Raw genomic sequence first — 16,551 nt, 5'->3', positions numbered from 1 at the left:
TGGTTACTGACTAAGTGGCTGCCCTACCTTTACCACTACAGGACTTTCACCTGTTAGCATTTGCCAGCTTCGCTGGACGCACACATCAACACCACACACTCAACGTGCACTGTTTGTGGGAATTGGTCCACTGGCTGTACTTCTTTTATTTCATAGCCATTGCTGGTCATATACTTCAAGTCTCTTGCCAGAGTTGAAGGGTTGCAGCTCACATACACCATGCGTTTTGGTGCCATCTTGACGATTACTTCCAGCAATTTCTCATCACAGCCTTTTCGTGGTGGATCCACAACCACCACATCTGCCTTTATACCTTCTTTGTAGAGCTTAGGTATTAATTCTTCAGACTCTCCAAGTATGAATTCGGCATTGGTTATGCCGTTTATATAAGCATTAACCTTTGCATCTTCTATTGCTTGTCCTACTACTTCCACTCCGTAAACCTTTTTAGCCCTTTTGCTTAAGAATAAGGATATGGTTCCTATACCACAATAGGCATCTATGATCGTTTCGTCTCCTGCGAGATTTGCATATTCCAACGCCTTATTATATAAAATCTTTGTCTGGACAGGGTTTACCTGAAAGAAGGACTGGGGCGATATTTTGAATTTAAAATCTCCTATGTAATCGAATATATATCCTTCTCCGTACAAAACTCTATTCTTATCTCCCAGTATTACATTGGTATTTTTCTTATTTATGTTCAAAACTACGGTTTTAAGGTTATCAATGTTCTGTTGAAGTTTTTCAACCAGTTCGGTTTCATGTGGTATTTGATCTCCGTTTATCACTATACATACCATGACTTCTCCGGTTTTGAATCCTTTTCTGGTCATTATATGTCTTATGAGGCCTTTCCCTGTATTCTCATCATATATGCTGATATAATGTTTAATTATAAAATCTCTTATTAATTCCAACACCTTATCGTTTATCCCGTCTTGTATAAGGCATGTATTAATATCTATAATATCATGACTTCTGGGAGCATAAAAACCTATGTTCACTTTTCCATCCTTTATTCCCACGGGAAACTGGGCCTTATTTCTATATTTCCAAGGATATTCCATGTCAATTGTGTCGTGGACTATAATATCCTTAAGTCCTCCAATGCGTTCCAAAGCATCTTTCACAATTCTGGTTTTATAATAAAGCTGTCCCTCATAACTCATATGCTGTATTTGACAGCCACCACATCTTTTTATTACAGGGCATGGGGGGTGAACCCTATAACAAGATGGCTCTAAAACATCCAAAAGCTTTCCATAGGAATAATTTTTCAATACTTTTACAACTCGAACTTTCACCTTTTCGCCCATCAATGCTCCATCTACAAAAACCGTATAGCCTTCTATCCTTCCTACTCCCATTCCTTCATTGGTTTCACTTGTTATATCTATTATATAATCTTGATTCTTCTCCACCGGTATTCTTTTCTCCATCTTTTTCTCTCCCTAATGCAATTTCTTGTCTAAGTGCTCCTATCAAGCCTATTAGATGCTCTAATTCATCTTCCAGTAGACGCTGCCGCTGTAATATATTATCTATTCTCATGTGTAAATCTTCAAGTATTATTTCAGATTTCATGTTTATCAGATACTCATTTTCTGCTCTCAACCTTTCTTTTTGAGCTTCTCTATTCTGACTCATCATGATTATTGGAGCCTGAATAGAAGAAATGCAAGCCAGTACCAGATTGAGAAAAACATAGGGATAAGGATCAAAAGGGTTTTCCAATATCCATTTTGTATTTATAATTCCCCATGAAAATACAAGTAGCATAAAAAAAATTATGAACTTCCAGCTTCCTGCAAATTCAGCCATTTTATCTGCTGCCTTCTGTCCCGTTGTAAGTCTTTTGCTCATCTCTATATTTATGTTCAAAGAGCGTCTGTCTCTTAACAGCTCATGAATTTTCTTTTCTCTTTCATTTTCATCGGAAATCAATATTTCAGCTAAATCTTTTTTTGGCAAGTCTTTCACCCCTGCAAGTTTTTATTTATATATTCTGCTCAACATGAAGTAGTGTTTATTCAAAAGCCGTAATTGCGAAAAAAAAAGCACCATATTGGTGCAACAATTAGAATCAGTTACATTTTGATTATTACCAAATGTTTCTTTTTTTAAACACTTCAAAACTATTATGTTTTCTATGATGTGCTATACATTTCCAATTTCAATATTAATGATTTTTAGTAGTCTTAAAACATCGAGCATAACTTTTTAATATGATATAAAATTAAACAATCTATCATATATGTCAGGATACTTCTTTTTCAGATTGATGGGTCTGCCTTCCTTATTGGTAAATGCGCTTGTGGTTTCTCCTTCAGCTAACAATACTCCATCTGTGGCTCTTATGAGCTGATAGCTGAAAGTTATCCTCGCTGCTGTCATATTCTTTACCATGGTTCGTACCACCAATTCATCATCATATTTTGCAGGTACTCTGTACTTGCAGTGGGTCTCTACTATGGGAAGCATTACTCCAGCCTCTTCCATATCCTTATAGGACATGCCTCCCTTTTCCCTCAAAAACTCAGTTCTTCCTATTTCAAAATAGATGTAATAATTTGGATGATATATTATACCCATCTGATCTGTTTCGCCATATCTTGTCCTCAAAGCTGTGTCATGAGTCATCCATTTCACTTCCCTTACAAAACTCTGGCTTTCCCTCTGTACACAAGACCTCTGCTTCCGTCAACGGTTACAGTCTGTCCATCTTCAAGTATCTCTGTGGCTCTATCCACTCCAACTATAACCGGCTTACCAAGTTCAATGCCTACTATGGCAGCATGGGAGGTAAGTCCTCCTTCTTCAATTATAAAGGCTCCTGCCTTCATCATCAAAGGCACCATATCATAGTCTGTTGCTTCAGCAACCAGTATATCTCCTTGGTTTATCTTATCCAGATCTTTTTCTCCATTTTTAATGATACATACCTTTCCTGTCACTGCTCTGTTTCCGATACCCATCCCCTTTGCGATTACTTCACCTACCACATGAACTTTTATAAGGTTTGTCGTTCCAGCTACACCTACGGGTATGCCTGCAGTAATAACCACAAGATCTCCGTTTTCTATGAGTTCACATTCCAATGCTTTATTTACAGATTGCTGTATCATTTCATCAGTACTGTCTGTAGTAGGAACTATTATTGGGGTTATGCCAAAGCTTAATGTCAACTTTCTGGCAACCTTTTCATCAGGAGTGGCAGCAATTATTGGAGCCTTAGGTCTGTATTTGGATACCATTCTGGCTGTTGATCCTGATTGGGTGGGGGTAATTATTGCAGAAGCGCCCAATTCCATTGCCGCAGCACTGCTGGCATAGCTTATGGCATTTGTTACTGTCACAGGCTCTTGACCGTAGGTCTTTATAAGTTTCTTCCTATAATCCAGAGCCATTTCAGTCCTCTCAGCCACTGCTGCCATAGTAGATACTGCTTCATAAGGATATTTTCCGGCTGCAGTTTCACCAGACAGCATCACCGCATCGGTGCCGTCAAATATTGCATTGGCTATATCGGTAACCTCGGCTCTAGTGGGTCTGGGATTTCGGATCATGGATTCCATCATCTGAGTAGCGGTTATAACCGGTTTTCCAATGGCATTGGCCATAGCTATCAGGTGCTTTTGCACAAGAGGTATTTCTTCCGTAGGAATCTCTACTCCCAAGTCTCCTCTTGCCACCATGAGTCCATCTGCGACTCTCAGTATTTCCTCGCAATTGTCAACTCCTTGCTGGTTCTCTATTTTTGCGATTATCTGTATATGATTTGCCTTTCTCTGTTCCAATACCCTTCTTATCTCATATATGTCCGATGCCTTCCTGATGAAAGAAGCAGCTATGAAATCTATATCATTATCTATACCAAAATTGATATCTTCAATATCCTTTTCCGTTACTGCAGGCAATTTTGACGTGGCTCCAGGTATGTTCACATTCTTTCTGTCGGTGACTACACCACCATTAACTACCTGACACAATACATCTGTTTCATTTTTATCCAAAACCTTCAATTCTATCAAACCGTCTGCTATCAGTATCCTTGATCCGGCGCTTACTTCCTTGGGCAGATTTTTATAGCTTATGCTTACAATGGAGTCATCTCCTTCTATTTCCCTGATGGTAAGTGTAAAGCAATCGCCAGTTTTTAGTTCTGCGGAACCTGTTTTGAACTTGCCCAGCCTTACCTCTGGCCCTTTTGTATCCAACATTATAGCTATCGGTTTATTCAGATTTTGTCTTGCCTTCTTTATATTATCAATTCTTATCTTATGCTCCTCATGGGTACCATGGGAAAAATTCAATCGGGCTACATTCATACCAGCCATTATCAGCTTTTCTAGCATTTCAACGCTTTCACTGGCTGGTCCTATGGTACATACAATCTTGGTTCTTCTCATCTGTCTCACCCCGTTATATAGATAATATCTTTGCCAGTTTGTACATATCCATATTAAAGTTCTTTTTCATTTCAAGGGCTTTATCAATATCTTCATCTATTATCTTGTTATCTCTTATACCAACTACTCTTCCGGATTCTCCATCAAGCAATGCTTCCACAGCTTTTGAACCTAGCCTGCTGGCTAATATCCTGTCAAAAGCCGTTGGACTGCCTCCTCTTTGGAGGTATCCCAATATGGTAACCCTTACTTCCATACCAATTTTACTATGGATCTCTTCTGCCAATTCTGTTGCCTTTCCTACTCCTTCCGCCAGCAATATTATGCTGTGGAGTTTTCCTCTGTTTTTTCCCTGCAAAAGCTTTTTACATACATCATCGCAGGTATAATCCACCTCTGGAACAATGATGCTTTCTGCACCCCCTGCCAGACCTGCGTATAAGGCAATATCTCCTGAGTTTCGTCCCATGACTTCGATTATACTGATTCTTTCATGGGATGTTGTGGTATCTCTTATTTTATTTATGGCATCCAATACTGTGTTTACTGCTGTATCAAAGCCAATGGTATAATCTGTATAAGCTAAATCGTTATCTATGGTTCCTGGTACACCTATGCATCGCACACCTCTTTTGCACAGTTCCCTGGCCCCCTTGAAAGTTCCATCGCCGCCTATTACCACTATTCCGTCAAAATCAAATATATCTATGATATTAATAGCTTTTTGCAATCCGTCTTCTGTCTGAAACTCTTCGCATCTTGCAGTCCTTAAGATGGTCCCGCCCCTATGAATTATGTCAGCAACGGAAGAAAGGTTCATCTCCATTACATCACCATGAATGAGTCCATTGTATCCTCTTTTTATGCCATAAACATTAAGCCCATTATATATTGATGTTCTAACCACGGCTCTTATGGCTGCATTCATTCCAGGAGAATCTCCTCCGCTGGTCAATACAGCAATATTTTTCATCAGTTCTCCCCCTTATATTAATGTTTATAAATCTCACCATGCATTAGAAAAAGAGGTTGCTGCAAAACTCTTTTTTGTCATTTATTGCACAGCCAAAAATCTCCACGCATTGTCCTACAAGCTTCTTCAATGCCATGCTCTTCATAATGACAGTTTAAATGGGTTTTGCAACAACCCCCTTATAATCCAGCTTCATATATTATGTTTTGGGCATCCTCTGCTTCACCTTCAGGCACCAAAACCTCATAATAACCATCTTTTTTATCTGCACTTTTATTGATAGGCTGAATCTTTGCCAGCATACCTTCCTGTGCTAACAATTCTTGAGTTCTTTCAGCTGATTTTTTATTTTTGGCTATATATATCACTGTCCACATACATGATGCCTCCTTGGGTTCACGGACTTTCCTTAACCTTAGTTTAATCTACTATAGTTTTTATTTCAAGGCGACACATTTATCTCCGCATATTTTTTTTAGCTCTTCCACCAAAGAGTCATTGATATTGACCCATATGCTGCGAGATGCCTGCATAACCCTTGGTTTTCCTTCGCTTTTCTTTGCTTCATCAACTATATAAACCGGATGGTCTCCCTTGTTTTTTTTCAACACTTCTTTTATGTCTTCAAGAATCTGAGGATTTTCATCCGAATCAATTTTTATATAAAGTTTATTGCAGCCAGGTTTATTCTTTCCATCTCTCTTTAATGGAGCTATTTTTTCACAGATTATTTTTGCATTCTCTTCTTCTTTTATGCTTATCCTTCCTTCAATCAGAATTATGCTATCCGGCTTCAGCAAATCTCTATATTGCTCATAGGTTTTAGGAAATATTATCATTTCTATGGTCCCATACAGATCTTCCAACTGGGCAAAAGCCATCATGCTGTTGTTCTTTGTAGTCTTTGCTTTTATTGATTCTAATATGCCTCCCATGATGACCTTTTTATTATCCATTTGAATAATTAATGCCTCCATATCCATTTCATCTGACTGATCAATAATCAACTGAGATGTATTGATGCTTGTCTTGCTATCCAATTCCTCTTTATACTCCAGCAAAGGGTGACCGCTAATGTAAAGCCCCAGCATTTCTTTTTCCATGGCCAGCATCACATTTTTAGGGTATTCATCCAGTTCCGGATATACCTCCTCGCCTATTGACATATCACATGCTCCATTATCAAACAATGATAACTGACCATCTATATTATTCTTTCTCTGGTCATGAACACAATCCATGAACCTTTCGTAAACTGCCATAAGTTTGCTCCTGTAAATGCCAAGGCTATCAAAAGCACCGCATTTAATAAGGCTTTCCACAGTTCGCTTATTAACAACTCCTAAGTCAACTTTATTTACAAAGTCAAAGAGGCTTTCATATTTACCCTTTGATTCCCTGTTTTCTATTATGGAGTTTATGGCATTTATACCTACATTCTTCACGGCTGCCAAACCAAATCTTATCTTTTTATCTTTTACAGTAAAGTTTATATGGCTTTCATTAATATCCGGAGGCAGCACTTCTATACCCAATTTTCTGCTGTTTAATATATATTCCGCCACCTTGCTGCTGTTGTCCATGACACTAGTGATAAGGGCTGCAGTAAATTCTACAGGATAGTAATATTTAAGCCATGCTGTCTGATAGGCCACCACTGCATATGCAGCAGCATGTGATCTATTAAAACCATACTTGGCAAACTCAGCCATTTCATCGAATATTCTTTCTGCAGTATCCTTATCTATGCCATTTCTTATGCATCCTGGAACTATTATATTACCATTTTCGTCACAGATGCCGTTTATGAAATTTATCTTTTCCTGAGCCATCACATCTGCCTTCTTCTTTGACATGGCTCTTCTCACCAGGTCAGATCTGCCCATAGAGTATCCGGCTAGTTCTCTGAACACCTGCATTACCTGTTCCTGATATATGATGCATCCGTAAGTAACACTCAATATGGGTTCCAATTTTGGATGTAGGTATTTAACCATTTGGGGATTGTGTTTGTTTTTTATATATCTTGGTATCTGATCCATAGGGCCCGGCCTGTACAATGAAATTCCCGCTATTATGTCTTCAAGGCAGTTGGGTTTTAACTCTTTCATAAACTGGGTCATGCCAGCACTTTCAAGCTGAAACACTCCATAGGTTTCGCCCTCGCATATCATATTGTAAACCCTGCTGTCATTATAATCTATTTTTGATAGGTCCGGCACTTCCAGCCCTTGCTCTCTAATAATATTCAATGTATCTCGAATAACCGTCAAAGTACGGAGACCGAGAAAATCCATTTTCAGCAGTCCCAACTCCTCCAATGTGGTCATGGGAAATTGGGTTGTGATTACATCTTCGTTCATTTGCAATGGAACATAGTTGGTAACAGCCTCTTTTGCAATTACCACTCCTGCTGCATGGGTGGAAGCATGTCTTGGCATCCCCTCTAAAGCCTTGGACATATCGATAAGTTGTCTGATATCCTCATCATCTTCATATAGTTTCCTAAGCTCCGGGTTCACATTCAGTGCTTTATCTATGGTCATGCCCGGTTCCATAGGAATTTTTTTTGCTATATTGTCCACCTGTGCATATGGCATGTTCAGCGCTCTTCCCACATCTCTTATGGCAGCTCTGGCTGCCATGGTTCCAAATGTAATTATCTGCGCTACTCTTTCTTTACCGTATTTCTCAACTACATAATCGATGACTTCCTGTCTTCTCTCATAGCAGAAGTCAACGTCAAAATCCGGCATGCTTATTCTTTCAGGATTGAGGAACCTCTCGAATATAAGGTTGTACCTTATTGGGTCAATATCTGTAATACCTATGGCATAAGCCACAATACTTCCTGCTCCGGATCCCCTTCCCGGCCCTACCATTATGCCGTTATCCTTAGCAAATCTCACATAATCCCATACTATAAGGAAATAGTCTGCATAGCCCATTTTTTCGATGACACTGAGTTCGTAATCCATCCTCTCCCTCAGTTCATCTGTAATCTCTTTATACTTTTCATTCATGCCTTTTTCACAAAGATGTCTGAGATATGCATCTGAATTATAACCCTCAGGCACATCGAACTTGGGCAAATGTATATGGCCAAAGGTAAAATCCACATTGCACCTGTTTGCTATTTCCACAGTATTATCTAAAGCTTCCGGTACATATTTGAACAACTCATACATTTCTTCAGTAGATTTTATATAAAACTCATCGGTTTCAAATTTCATTCTGTTTTCATCAGCAATGGTCTTTCCTGTTTGGATGCACAAGAGCACATCGTGTACCTGAGCATCTTCCCTATCTACATAGTGAACATCATTGGTAGCCACCAAGGGTATTCCCGTTTCATGGGACATTCTTATCAATTCCTGATTGATCAATGCCTGCTCCCTTATTCCATGATCCTGAAGCTCCAGGTAGAAATTCCCCTCGCCAAAAATCTCCAGATATGTCAAAGCTTCTTCCTTGGCCCTTTCATAATTTCCATTCAGTATAAACTGCTGTATAGAACCTGCCAAACAGGCACTCAATGCAATAATCCCTTCTGAGTGTTTTCTCAAAAGTTCAAAATCCACTCTCGGCTTATAATAAAATCCTTTGATGAACCCTTGAGATACCAGATATGTGATATTCCTGTAGCCTGTCTCATTTTGGGCCAAAAGAACTAAGTGATATTGGTCGCTGTCATACTTTGGATCTCTGTCTTCCATTCCTCTTGTGGCTACATATACTTCACAGCCTATTATGGGCTTTATATCGTATTTTTTAGCTTGTTTATAAAAATCTACTACCCCATACATAACGCCATGATCCGTTATGGCTATGGAGGACATGCCTAATTTCTTAACCTTTTCCATGATCTTGTCCAGCCTTGAAGCGCCATCTAAAAGGCTGTATTGAGTATGGACATGAAGGTGTACAAAATCCCTCATAATATCTTATCCTTTCAAGTCTTCTATCTATCTAAAAGTTTGTGCATATTTTTCTTGTATAACTCTACTCCAGGCTGATCAAAGGGATTTACTCCCAGTAGATAGCCGCTCACAGCACATGCCTTTTCCATGAAGTATACCATATGTCCGAAACATTGCTCTTCTATAGCAGGTATTTCCAAGGAAATTACCGGTGTACCTCCCTCTTCATGAGCTTTCATAGCTCCTTTATAGGCAATGTTACTTATGTCATTAAAGGTCATATCCTTTAAATAGTTCAATCTTTCTATATCATCATCAAAGCATGGTATATTCATATCTTCTGGAGGGTTTTTTACTTTTATTATAGTTTCGAACACATTCTTGCTTCCTTCCTGAAGATACTGACCCATTGAATGCAAATCCGTAGAGAATTGAAGCACTGCAGGGAATATTCCTTTTCCTTCCTTGCCTTCGCTTTCTCCAAAAAGCTGCTGCCACCATTTTCCAAAGTATTCCATTGAAGGTTCATAGTTTATTAAGGTCTCTATGTGCTTTCCCTTTTTATACAATATATTTCTTAATACAGAATACCTATAGCAGTTATTGGACTGAAGCTTTGGATCATTATATGAACTATAGGCATCTCGAGCTCCTTTCATCACTTCCTCAATATTTATTCCTGCCACTGCCATGGTAAGCAAAGCTGCAGGAGTCAACACAGAGTATCTACCTCCTATGTTTGATGGTATTTCAAAGGTTTCATAACCTTCCTTATTGGCAATTTCTCTCAATGCTCCTTTATTTTTATCGGTAATGGCTATGATTCTATCTTTTGCTTCAGCTTTGCCATATCTTTTCTCCAGCATGTCTCTGAAAACTCTAAAGGCTATAGCTGTTTCCAATGTTGTACCTGACTTTGATATGACACAAATACTGAAGTCCTTGTCCTTCACTTTATTAACAATCTGTTGAATATATGTGCCGCTAAAGTTATTGCCGGAAAAGTATATCTCAGGGGAATCAGATTGCATCATCTCAACAGCAGCTCTGCTGCCTAGATAGGATCCGCCTATTCCGATTGAAATGAATGCCTGTGAATTGCTTCTTAGCCTATATGCAGTTTTCTTTATATTTTCTATTTCTTTTCCATCATATCTTTCAGGTAGATCAATCCAGCCCAGGGGCATCCTTTCATACTCATCCTTGCTATGAAGGCAATTATGGATTGAAAAAATATCACCCTCATATGAATCCAATTCTTCTTCTTTGATGATATCCTTTGAAAAGTTTAAATCTATCTTCAACAAGGGATAACCTCCTATTGATTTTTCTCCTTTAATTGATCGGCAAGCTCATCAAGCTTTCTTAGTCTATGATTAACTCCTGATTTTCCAACCGGAGGGTTTAACATTTCTCCTAGTTCCTTCAGGCTTGCATCCTGATGCAAAAGCCTTGCTTCTGCTATATCCCTGAGATTTTGTGGTAATTTGTCCAATCCCATATGCTCTTTTATATACTCTATATTATTTATCTGTCTCATAGCTGCATTTACTGTTTTGCTAAGATTGGCAGTCTCGCAATTCACCAACCTGTTGACATTGTTTCTCATTTCCTTATATATCCTTACATTCTCCAGATCTAACAGTGCACTATGAGCTCCAATAATATTTAGGAAATCAACAATATTCTCTCCTTCTTTAAGATAGACTACAAAGTTGTCTTTTCTTATAACAATTTTAGCATTAAGTCCAAAACTATTCATAAGATTCTTTATATCCTTTGCATATACTTCGTTGCTTGTTACCAATTCCAAATGGTAGGTCTTCTCAGGATCACTTATAGAACCCCCTCCAAGGAATACTCCTCTGAGATAAGCTCTTTTGCAGCAATCTTTCCTGATTATGCTGTTTGGGATTCTATTGTTTATTCTGGGTCCCTTTGATGTTTCATTTATTATATAAAGCTTCTTTAGAATATCTTCCGAAGCTGAATCCGAATCAACCAACAGTGTATAGCTATAATTTTTCTTCAACTGCTTATTCTTAGTCATAGCAACTTTTGTATGAAAATCAAAGTTGTTTTTTATCAAAGAAAAAATGTTTCTTGCAATGGCTGCATTTTCTGTTGTAAGCTTTATACCGATTCGGTTTTTCCCTAGTATCTGTATGGTTCCGTTCATTTTTATCAAGGCAGATAACTCTGCTATCTGACAGCAGGATCTTTCATCCTGCAATTTTGCTATCTCGTTTTTTACCTTTGATGAAAAGGACATTATAAATCACCCTTTATTTGATAGTACCAAACTTATTTAAAGGCCACAATCTGAACACGGCTTTACCCAATATGTTTTCCCTATCCACAAATCCCAATGAATCAGATCTGCTGTCACGGCTCTCGGGTCTGTTGTCTCCCAGCACAAAGTATTTATTTTCCGGTACCTGCGATTGTTGAAATTCATTAGCATAGGTAGGAACCTGAATATAGTCTTCTTTCAATAATTCTCCATCTATATATACATATCCATCTCTAATATCCACATTATCTCCAGGCAATCCGATTACTCTTTTTATCAAATCTTTATGTTCCAAATTGTCACTTAAAACAACTATATCTCCTCTGCTTGGTTCTCCAACTCTATAACTCAGCTTAGAGACAATCAATATCTGTCCTTCATATAACGTAGGCTCCATGGAAGGCCCTTTCACATATGCAATCTGAAAAATATAGGTTTTCAATAAGAAAGCAATAATAAAAGCTGTAGCAACCAATTTTATCCAGGATATTATTTCCTTCCTAATATTCTCACTCAAAGTCATCTCTCCCTTACTAAAAATATAGTCTTACCTTTCTTGGCTCAGTAAGGTGAATATGCATCTAGACAATTCATTATAATCATGTCTAACATACCCTTTATCAACTCTTACAAAATCGCCTTCCACAGTTTTGATGCCCTTTGCTCTCACATTCTCCCAATCGATCTCCACTGCATTTGCATATTCATCCATATATTTAATTGCCAGTTCTTCAGGTATGCTTCCTGTATTGACAATAGCATATTCTATTATATCATGTTTAGCATGTTCATTTATAGCATCGATATGATCACATAGTCTATATCCTATGGTCTCTCCCTTTTGGGTCATTATGTTACAAACATATATTTTCATAGCTTTGGATTCATATACTGTTTTTGCTACATCTGTCACCATAAAATTAGGTATTATACTGGTATAAAGGCTGCCAGGACCAATTATCACCGCATCGGCCTCTATGATGGCTTCCAATGCTTCCTCCATAGGCTTACAGTCTTCCGGCTCAAGAAAAACTCTCTTTATTCTCTTTCTGCTGCTTATCTGTATCTTTGGAATCTGGGATTCACCCTTTATTATAGTCCCATCATCCAATTCCGCATATAATGTCACATTATCAAGCGTTACCGGCATGACTTTCCCAGTTACTGCCAACACATTGCTTATCTCCTTAACTGCATTGTCAAAGCTGCCGCATATATCATTCAAAGCGGCTATAAACAGATTACCAAAGCTTTGACCTTTTAGACTGCCTTCCTTGAATCTATACTCCATCAGCCTCTCCATGATTGGCTCCGTATTTGCCAGAGCTAATATGCAGTTTCTTATATCACCGGGAGGTAACATTCCCAAATCATTTCTCAGTATTCCTGAACCTCCCCCATCATCTGCCATAGTCACTATGGCAGTTATATTCGATGTATAAGCTTTAAGTCCCCTCAATAAAGTAGATAGACCGGTTCCTCCCCCTATAGCAACCACCTTAGGTCCTCCAATAGCCCAACCATTGTTTTTGACCAGCTTCTTTGAACCATTTACTTCCAAAACCATCTTCCTCCATCATTATCAGTTTCCTTCTTCATATAAATCCCTATGCTCCAAAATTACCCTGTGTTCTTTCTCCTTTAATTTCTGATAAAGCATGTTTGCCATGGTTACAGATCGATGCCTTCCACCGGTACATCCTATGGCTATCACCAGTTGACTTTTACCTTCCTTTATATAATACGGTATAAGAAAATCTATCATGTCCAACAGTTTCTCCATGAACTCTTTTGCCTCAGGCCATTTCATCACATATTCCTTGACTTCATCATCATTGCCGCTAAGCTTTTTCATAGATTCAATATAGTAAGGGTTTGGTAAAAACCTGACATCGAACACCAAGTCACCATCCAGGGGTATGCCATATTTAAAGCCGAAGGAAATTATGTTTATAATCAGTTTTTCCGTCTTGCCACCTTCCACAAAAAGATGAATTATTTCCTGCTTAAGTTGTGATGTACTCATATTAGTTGTGTCTATTATATAATTGGCCTTCTCTTTTAATTCTTTCAATTTCATTCTTTCTGCTTTAATGCCCCTTATTATCCTGCCATCTCTCGCCAGGGGATGCATTCTTCTGCTGGTCTTGTATCTTTTAATCAATGTCTCATCGGAAGCTTCCAGGAATAATATTTCATAGTTTAAACCTCCTCGTTCCATTTCCTCCAGGCTTGATTGGAGTTGATCGAAAAATCTGCCACCTCTTATATCGGTGACTATTGCAACCTTTTCTACTCCTCCTCTGGTTTGGCAGCATATTTCTGCAAACTTCATTATCAGCGCCGGAGGCAAATTGTCTACACAGAAAAAGCCCAAATCCTCTAAAAATTTGATGGCTTGGCTTTTCCCTGCCCCTGAAAGTCCTGTAATAACTACAAATCTCATCATATCCCCTCCTATAGCAGAATTAAGGTTTCACTGCATTTATAATCTGTTCATATGTCAATCCAGCTGATTCCGCAAGTTCTATGGCATTTTCAAAGTTTCCTACATCCTCCGGTTTATGTGCATCACTGTTGATTACAAACTTGGCTCCATGTTTTGCAGCCGCCTTTAGATAATCAACAGTCATTATATTGCTCTTGGCATTTATCTCCAATGCTGTTCCTACCTTAGCTGCTACTTCCGCCAAGCGAACTGTATCCATTGACATTCTTGCTCCTGGATGAGTTATAATATCTATTTTATGCTTCCTTATTGCATTTATCATTATATCGGTATTATGCTGCCTAGTTTCCTCCGCCATGTACTTGCTTATGCCGGAAAGATAGTTTCTGCCATATATATGTATATAGCTTGAAATACCTTTCAATCGAACCATCATATGATAACCCAAGAGAACAATATCCATGTATTTCATGGTTTCATCATCCATGTCTATTTCTCCGTCTTTGCTTATAATATTACACTCCAAGCCTAAAAGAACCTTAAAATCATCAAACATCTCATTTATCTCATCTATTTCTTCCCGCATTCTTTTCAGCTTCTCCCTCTTAACTCCATAGGTGAAGTGTCTTAGACCATGATCTGTGATTGCTATCTCTTTTAAACCTTTCTGCCTTGCAACCATTACATTGTCCATTATGGTTCCTGTTCCATGGCTGTATATGGTATGTGTGTGGTAATCTGCAAAGAGTTTCATCATATGTTTCACCTCTTCATATTCAATCTTATTATATACTACTCTTATTATTATCAAAAGAATATTTTGGATTCCATTGAAATAGATAAGCCACAGAGACTTCTGCTGCCCTGTGGCTTTTTACTATTCAAATTTGCCTATTAGCTTTACTTCTGTTTCAAGTTCCACTCCAAATCTCTCATATATGGTTTTCTGGATATGCTTTATTAAATTATATATATCTCTCGCAGTGGCACCTCCTTTGTTTACAATGAAACCACAGTGTTTCTCTGATACCTGGGCACCTCCTATTGACATGCCCCTAAGACCTGCATCTTCAATGAGCTTTCCTGTATAATAACCTTCAGGTCTTTTGAAAACGCTTCCTGCACTGGGCATATCCAAGGGTTGCTTGCTTTGTCGCTCTTTCGTGTAATTATCCATGAGAGACACTATTTCTGATTTGCTTCCCTTTTTCAATTTAAATGTACTGCCTAGAACTATATAATTATTTTTCCACACTGCACTCTTCCTATATCCAAACTCCATTTCCTTGTTTTGCACCACTTTATATTCCAGATTTCCGTCCAGCACCTCAACTGTCTCTATGACATCCTTCATCTCATGACCATAGGCTCCTGCATTCATAGCTACCGCTCCACCTATGGAACCAGGTATGCCGCTTGCAAACTCAAGCCCTGACAAAGAGTTAGCCATAGCCACTTTGGCTACCTCAGGAAGTTTTGCGCCACATTGAGCTATGATTCTGTCTTCCACTACCTGTATAGACGATATTTTTTCCCCTAGCTTTATTACCGCCCCGCTGATTCCATAGTCAGATACCAACAGGTTTGTTCCGTTTCCAATTATATAATATGGTATATTATTATCTTTTGCATATCTTATAAACTCCGTCAATTCTCTTACATTTTCAGGCTCTATAAATATATCAGCATTTCCTCCAACTTTAAAAGAAGTATGATTTTTCATTGGTTCATTTAATTTAATGTTTGAAAATAAATCACTTAAATGCAATATATAATCCTCCTTTGATAAATCCCATTATGCTTCTATCCTTCTAATAATACCTATGGGGGTTTGCTCGGAGCATTGGCCTAGAGGATTGTCCCTAAGTATGCCTAAAAGACTCTTCCTGTCCATAGTTTCTTCGGACGTTCCCAATATGTTTCCTCCTAAATCGTTTATATCAACTATGGCAACTTGGGCTTTTATACTTTGACTTATCTCCTTGGCAACTTTATCGGGATTTTCAGGTCCCAATACCACATACCTGTTATAAGGTGGAAGCGTATTAGGCGTCGGACCGTCAATGGAGGAAGCCTTGTATCCAGCTATTCTGTAGAAGTCTCCCCTTCTGCCTATGAGCTTTCCAAAGAAGCTTACAGCTGCAGCAAATAGTATCCTAATAACTCCGCATTCCCTTAAAGCCATTTCCATAGTTTCGGGTATGCCTAATCCTATACCGGCAGGTGTTTTCGTTACAAATCTGGATAAAAACTTAGCCAATGGTCTAGGCTTTATTTCTTCCAATGGGTATGCCCTACCCTGGGTTATGGCTACAGCTTTCTCGCTTATGAATACTATATCATCTTCCGTAAGAATCTCTTGGGTATATTTTTTCACTACGTCCACAATGTTATCATCTTTGACTATAACATGAGTCTTAACCGGTATTCTTAAATATTTCTTATTATTATATTCTATGATCGGTTGTTTTTCTTTTTTCTTTTTATCTTCCGACATTTTATCT

At 38.4% G+C, this 16,551-nt stretch carries 15 protein-coding genes; all 15 read right to left on the bottom strand.

What is annotated here, in order from left to right; all coding sequences use genetic code 11:
* Positions 1 to 53: 53 nt before the first annotated feature.
* The 15 genes from rlmD to BUB48_RS15350 all read right to left on the bottom strand — a co-directional run bounded on the left by rlmD (position 54) and on the right by BUB48_RS15350 (position 16,544).
* Positions 54 to 1,442: a 23S rRNA (uracil(1939)-C(5))-methyltransferase RlmD gene (rlmD, locus tag BUB48_RS15420; protein ID WP_073027387.1), complete on the bottom strand. Its 1,389-nt coding sequence runs from the start codon at positions 1,440 to 1,442 to the stop codon at positions 54 to 56.
* Positions 1,384 to 1,974, bottom strand: coding sequence for a DUF1003 domain-containing protein (locus tag BUB48_RS15415; RefSeq protein WP_073027385.1), 591 nt, complete (start codon positions 1,972 to 1,974; stop codon positions 1,384 to 1,386). The genes rlmD and BUB48_RS15415 overlap by 59 nt, the downstream gene beginning before the upstream one ends.
* A gap of 249 nt (positions 1,975 to 2,223) precedes the next feature.
* Positions 2,224 to 2,643 carry an acyl-CoA thioesterase gene (locus tag BUB48_RS15410; RefSeq protein WP_073027382.1) on the bottom strand — a complete coding sequence of 140 codons (420 nt, stop codon included), beginning with the start codon at positions 2,641 to 2,643 and terminating at the stop codon, positions 2,224 to 2,226.
* 14 nt (positions 2,644 to 2,657) lie between these two features.
* Positions 2,658 to 4,412: a pyruvate kinase gene (pyk, locus tag BUB48_RS15405; protein ID WP_073027380.1), complete on the bottom strand. Its 1,755-nt coding sequence runs from the start codon at positions 4,410 to 4,412 to the stop codon at positions 2,658 to 2,660.
* A gap of 13 nt (positions 4,413 to 4,425) precedes the next feature.
* A complete protein-coding gene (gene pfkA, locus BUB48_RS15400) occupies positions 4,426 to 5,385 on the bottom strand; it encodes a 6-phosphofructokinase (RefSeq protein WP_073027378.1) in 960 nt (319 codons plus the stop codon).
* 179 nt (positions 5,386 to 5,564) lie between these two features.
* Positions 5,565 to 5,762: a hypothetical protein gene (locus BUB48_RS15395; RefSeq protein WP_073027376.1), complete on the bottom strand. Its 198-nt coding sequence runs from the start codon at positions 5,760 to 5,762 to the stop codon at positions 5,565 to 5,567.
* A gap of 60 nt (positions 5,763 to 5,822) precedes the next feature.
* Positions 5,823 to 9,323 carry a DNA polymerase III subunit alpha gene (locus tag BUB48_RS15390; RefSeq protein WP_073027374.1) on the bottom strand — a complete coding sequence of 1,167 codons (3,501 nt, stop codon included), beginning with the start codon at positions 9,321 to 9,323 and terminating at the stop codon, positions 5,823 to 5,825.
* A gap of 23 nt (positions 9,324 to 9,346) precedes the next feature.
* Positions 9,347 to 10,612: a glucose-6-phosphate isomerase gene (locus BUB48_RS15385; RefSeq protein WP_073027372.1), complete on the bottom strand. Its 1,266-nt coding sequence runs from the start codon at positions 10,610 to 10,612 to the stop codon at positions 9,347 to 9,349.
* Positions 10,613 to 10,623: 11 nt separating this feature from the next.
* Positions 10,624 to 11,577 carry a DNA-binding protein WhiA gene (gene whiA / locus BUB48_RS15380; RefSeq protein ID WP_073027370.1) on the bottom strand — a complete coding sequence of 318 codons (954 nt, stop codon included), beginning with the start codon at positions 11,575 to 11,577 and terminating at the stop codon, positions 10,624 to 10,626.
* A gap of 13 nt (positions 11,578 to 11,590) precedes the next feature.
* Positions 11,591 to 12,115: a signal peptidase I gene (lepB, locus tag BUB48_RS15375; protein ID WP_175548437.1), complete on the bottom strand. Its 525-nt coding sequence runs from the start codon at positions 12,113 to 12,115 to the stop codon at positions 11,591 to 11,593.
* Positions 12,116 to 12,145: 30 nt separating this feature from the next.
* On the bottom strand, positions 12,146 to 13,159 hold the full coding sequence (locus BUB48_RS15370) for a gluconeogenesis factor YvcK family protein (RefSeq protein ID WP_242944257.1): 1,014 nt from the start codon (positions 13,157 to 13,159) through the stop codon (positions 12,146 to 12,148).
* A gap of 21 nt (positions 13,160 to 13,180) precedes the next feature.
* The gene (rapZ, locus tag BUB48_RS15365) at positions 13,181 to 14,044 is read right to left on the bottom strand and encodes an RNase adapter RapZ (protein ID WP_073027362.1); all 864 of its coding nucleotides are present in this window, start codon (positions 14,042 to 14,044) and stop codon (positions 13,181 to 13,183) included.
* A gap of 22 nt (positions 14,045 to 14,066) precedes the next feature.
* On the bottom strand, positions 14,067 to 14,801 hold the full coding sequence (locus BUB48_RS15360; RefSeq protein ID WP_073027394.1) for a PHP domain-containing protein: 735 nt from the start codon (positions 14,799 to 14,801) through the stop codon (positions 14,067 to 14,069).
* Between the two features lie 123 nt (positions 14,802 to 14,924).
* The gene (gene murB / locus BUB48_RS15355; protein WP_278308969.1) at positions 14,925 to 15,815 is read right to left on the bottom strand and encodes a UDP-N-acetylmuramate dehydrogenase; all 891 of its coding nucleotides are present in this window, start codon (positions 15,813 to 15,815) and stop codon (positions 14,925 to 14,927) included.
* 27 nt (positions 15,816 to 15,842) lie between these two features.
* On the bottom strand, positions 15,843 to 16,544 hold the full coding sequence (locus tag BUB48_RS15350; protein ID WP_073027357.1) for a coenzyme F420-0:L-glutamate ligase: 702 nt from the start codon (positions 16,542 to 16,544) through the stop codon (positions 15,843 to 15,845).
* Positions 16,545 to 16,551 lie beyond the last annotated feature (7 nt).

It is taken from the genome of Lutispora thermophila DSM 19022, assembly GCF_900142105.1.
Taxonomy (GTDB): Bacteria; Bacillota; Clostridia; order Lutisporales; family Lutisporaceae; genus Lutispora; species Lutispora thermophila.
The sequence above is the reverse complement of the archived record's forward strand: the minus strand, read 5'-3'. Positions and strand labels throughout refer to the sequence as shown.

Coding starts and splice junctions, on each gene's coding strand:
- rlmD (WP_073027387.1), bottom strand. CDS start 1,442: ATGGAGAAAAGAATACCGGTGGAGAAGAATCAAGATTATATAATAGAT.
- BUB48_RS15410 (WP_073027382.1), bottom strand. CDS start 2,643: ATGACTCATGACACAGCTTTGAGGACAAGATATGGCGAAACAGATCAG.
- pyk (WP_073027380.1), bottom strand. CDS start 4,412: ATGAGAAGAACCAAGATTGTATGTACCATAGGACCAGCCAGTGAAAGC.
- pfkA (WP_073027378.1), bottom strand. CDS start 5,385: ATGAAAAATATTGCTGTATTGACCAGCGGAGGAGATTCTCCTGGAATG.
- BUB48_RS15395 (WP_073027376.1), bottom strand. CDS start 5,762: ATGTGGACAGTGATATATATAGCCAAAAATAAAAAATCAGCTGAAAGA.
- BUB48_RS15390 (WP_073027374.1), bottom strand. CDS start 9,323: ATGAGGGATTTTGTACACCTTCATGTCCATACTCAATACAGCCTTTTA.
- whiA (WP_073027370.1), bottom strand. CDS start 11,577: ATGTCCTTTTCATCAAAGGTAAAAAACGAGATAGCAAAATTGCAGGAT.
- rapZ (WP_073027362.1), bottom strand. CDS start 14,044: ATGAGATTTGTAGTTATTACAGGACTTTCAGGGGCAGGGAAAAGCCAA.
- BUB48_RS15360 (WP_073027394.1), bottom strand. CDS start 14,801: ATGAAACTCTTTGCAGATTACCACACACATACCATATACAGCCATGGA.
- BUB48_RS15350 (WP_073027357.1), bottom strand. CDS start 16,544: ATGTCGGAAGATAAAAAGAAAAAAGAAAAACAACCGATCATAGAATAT.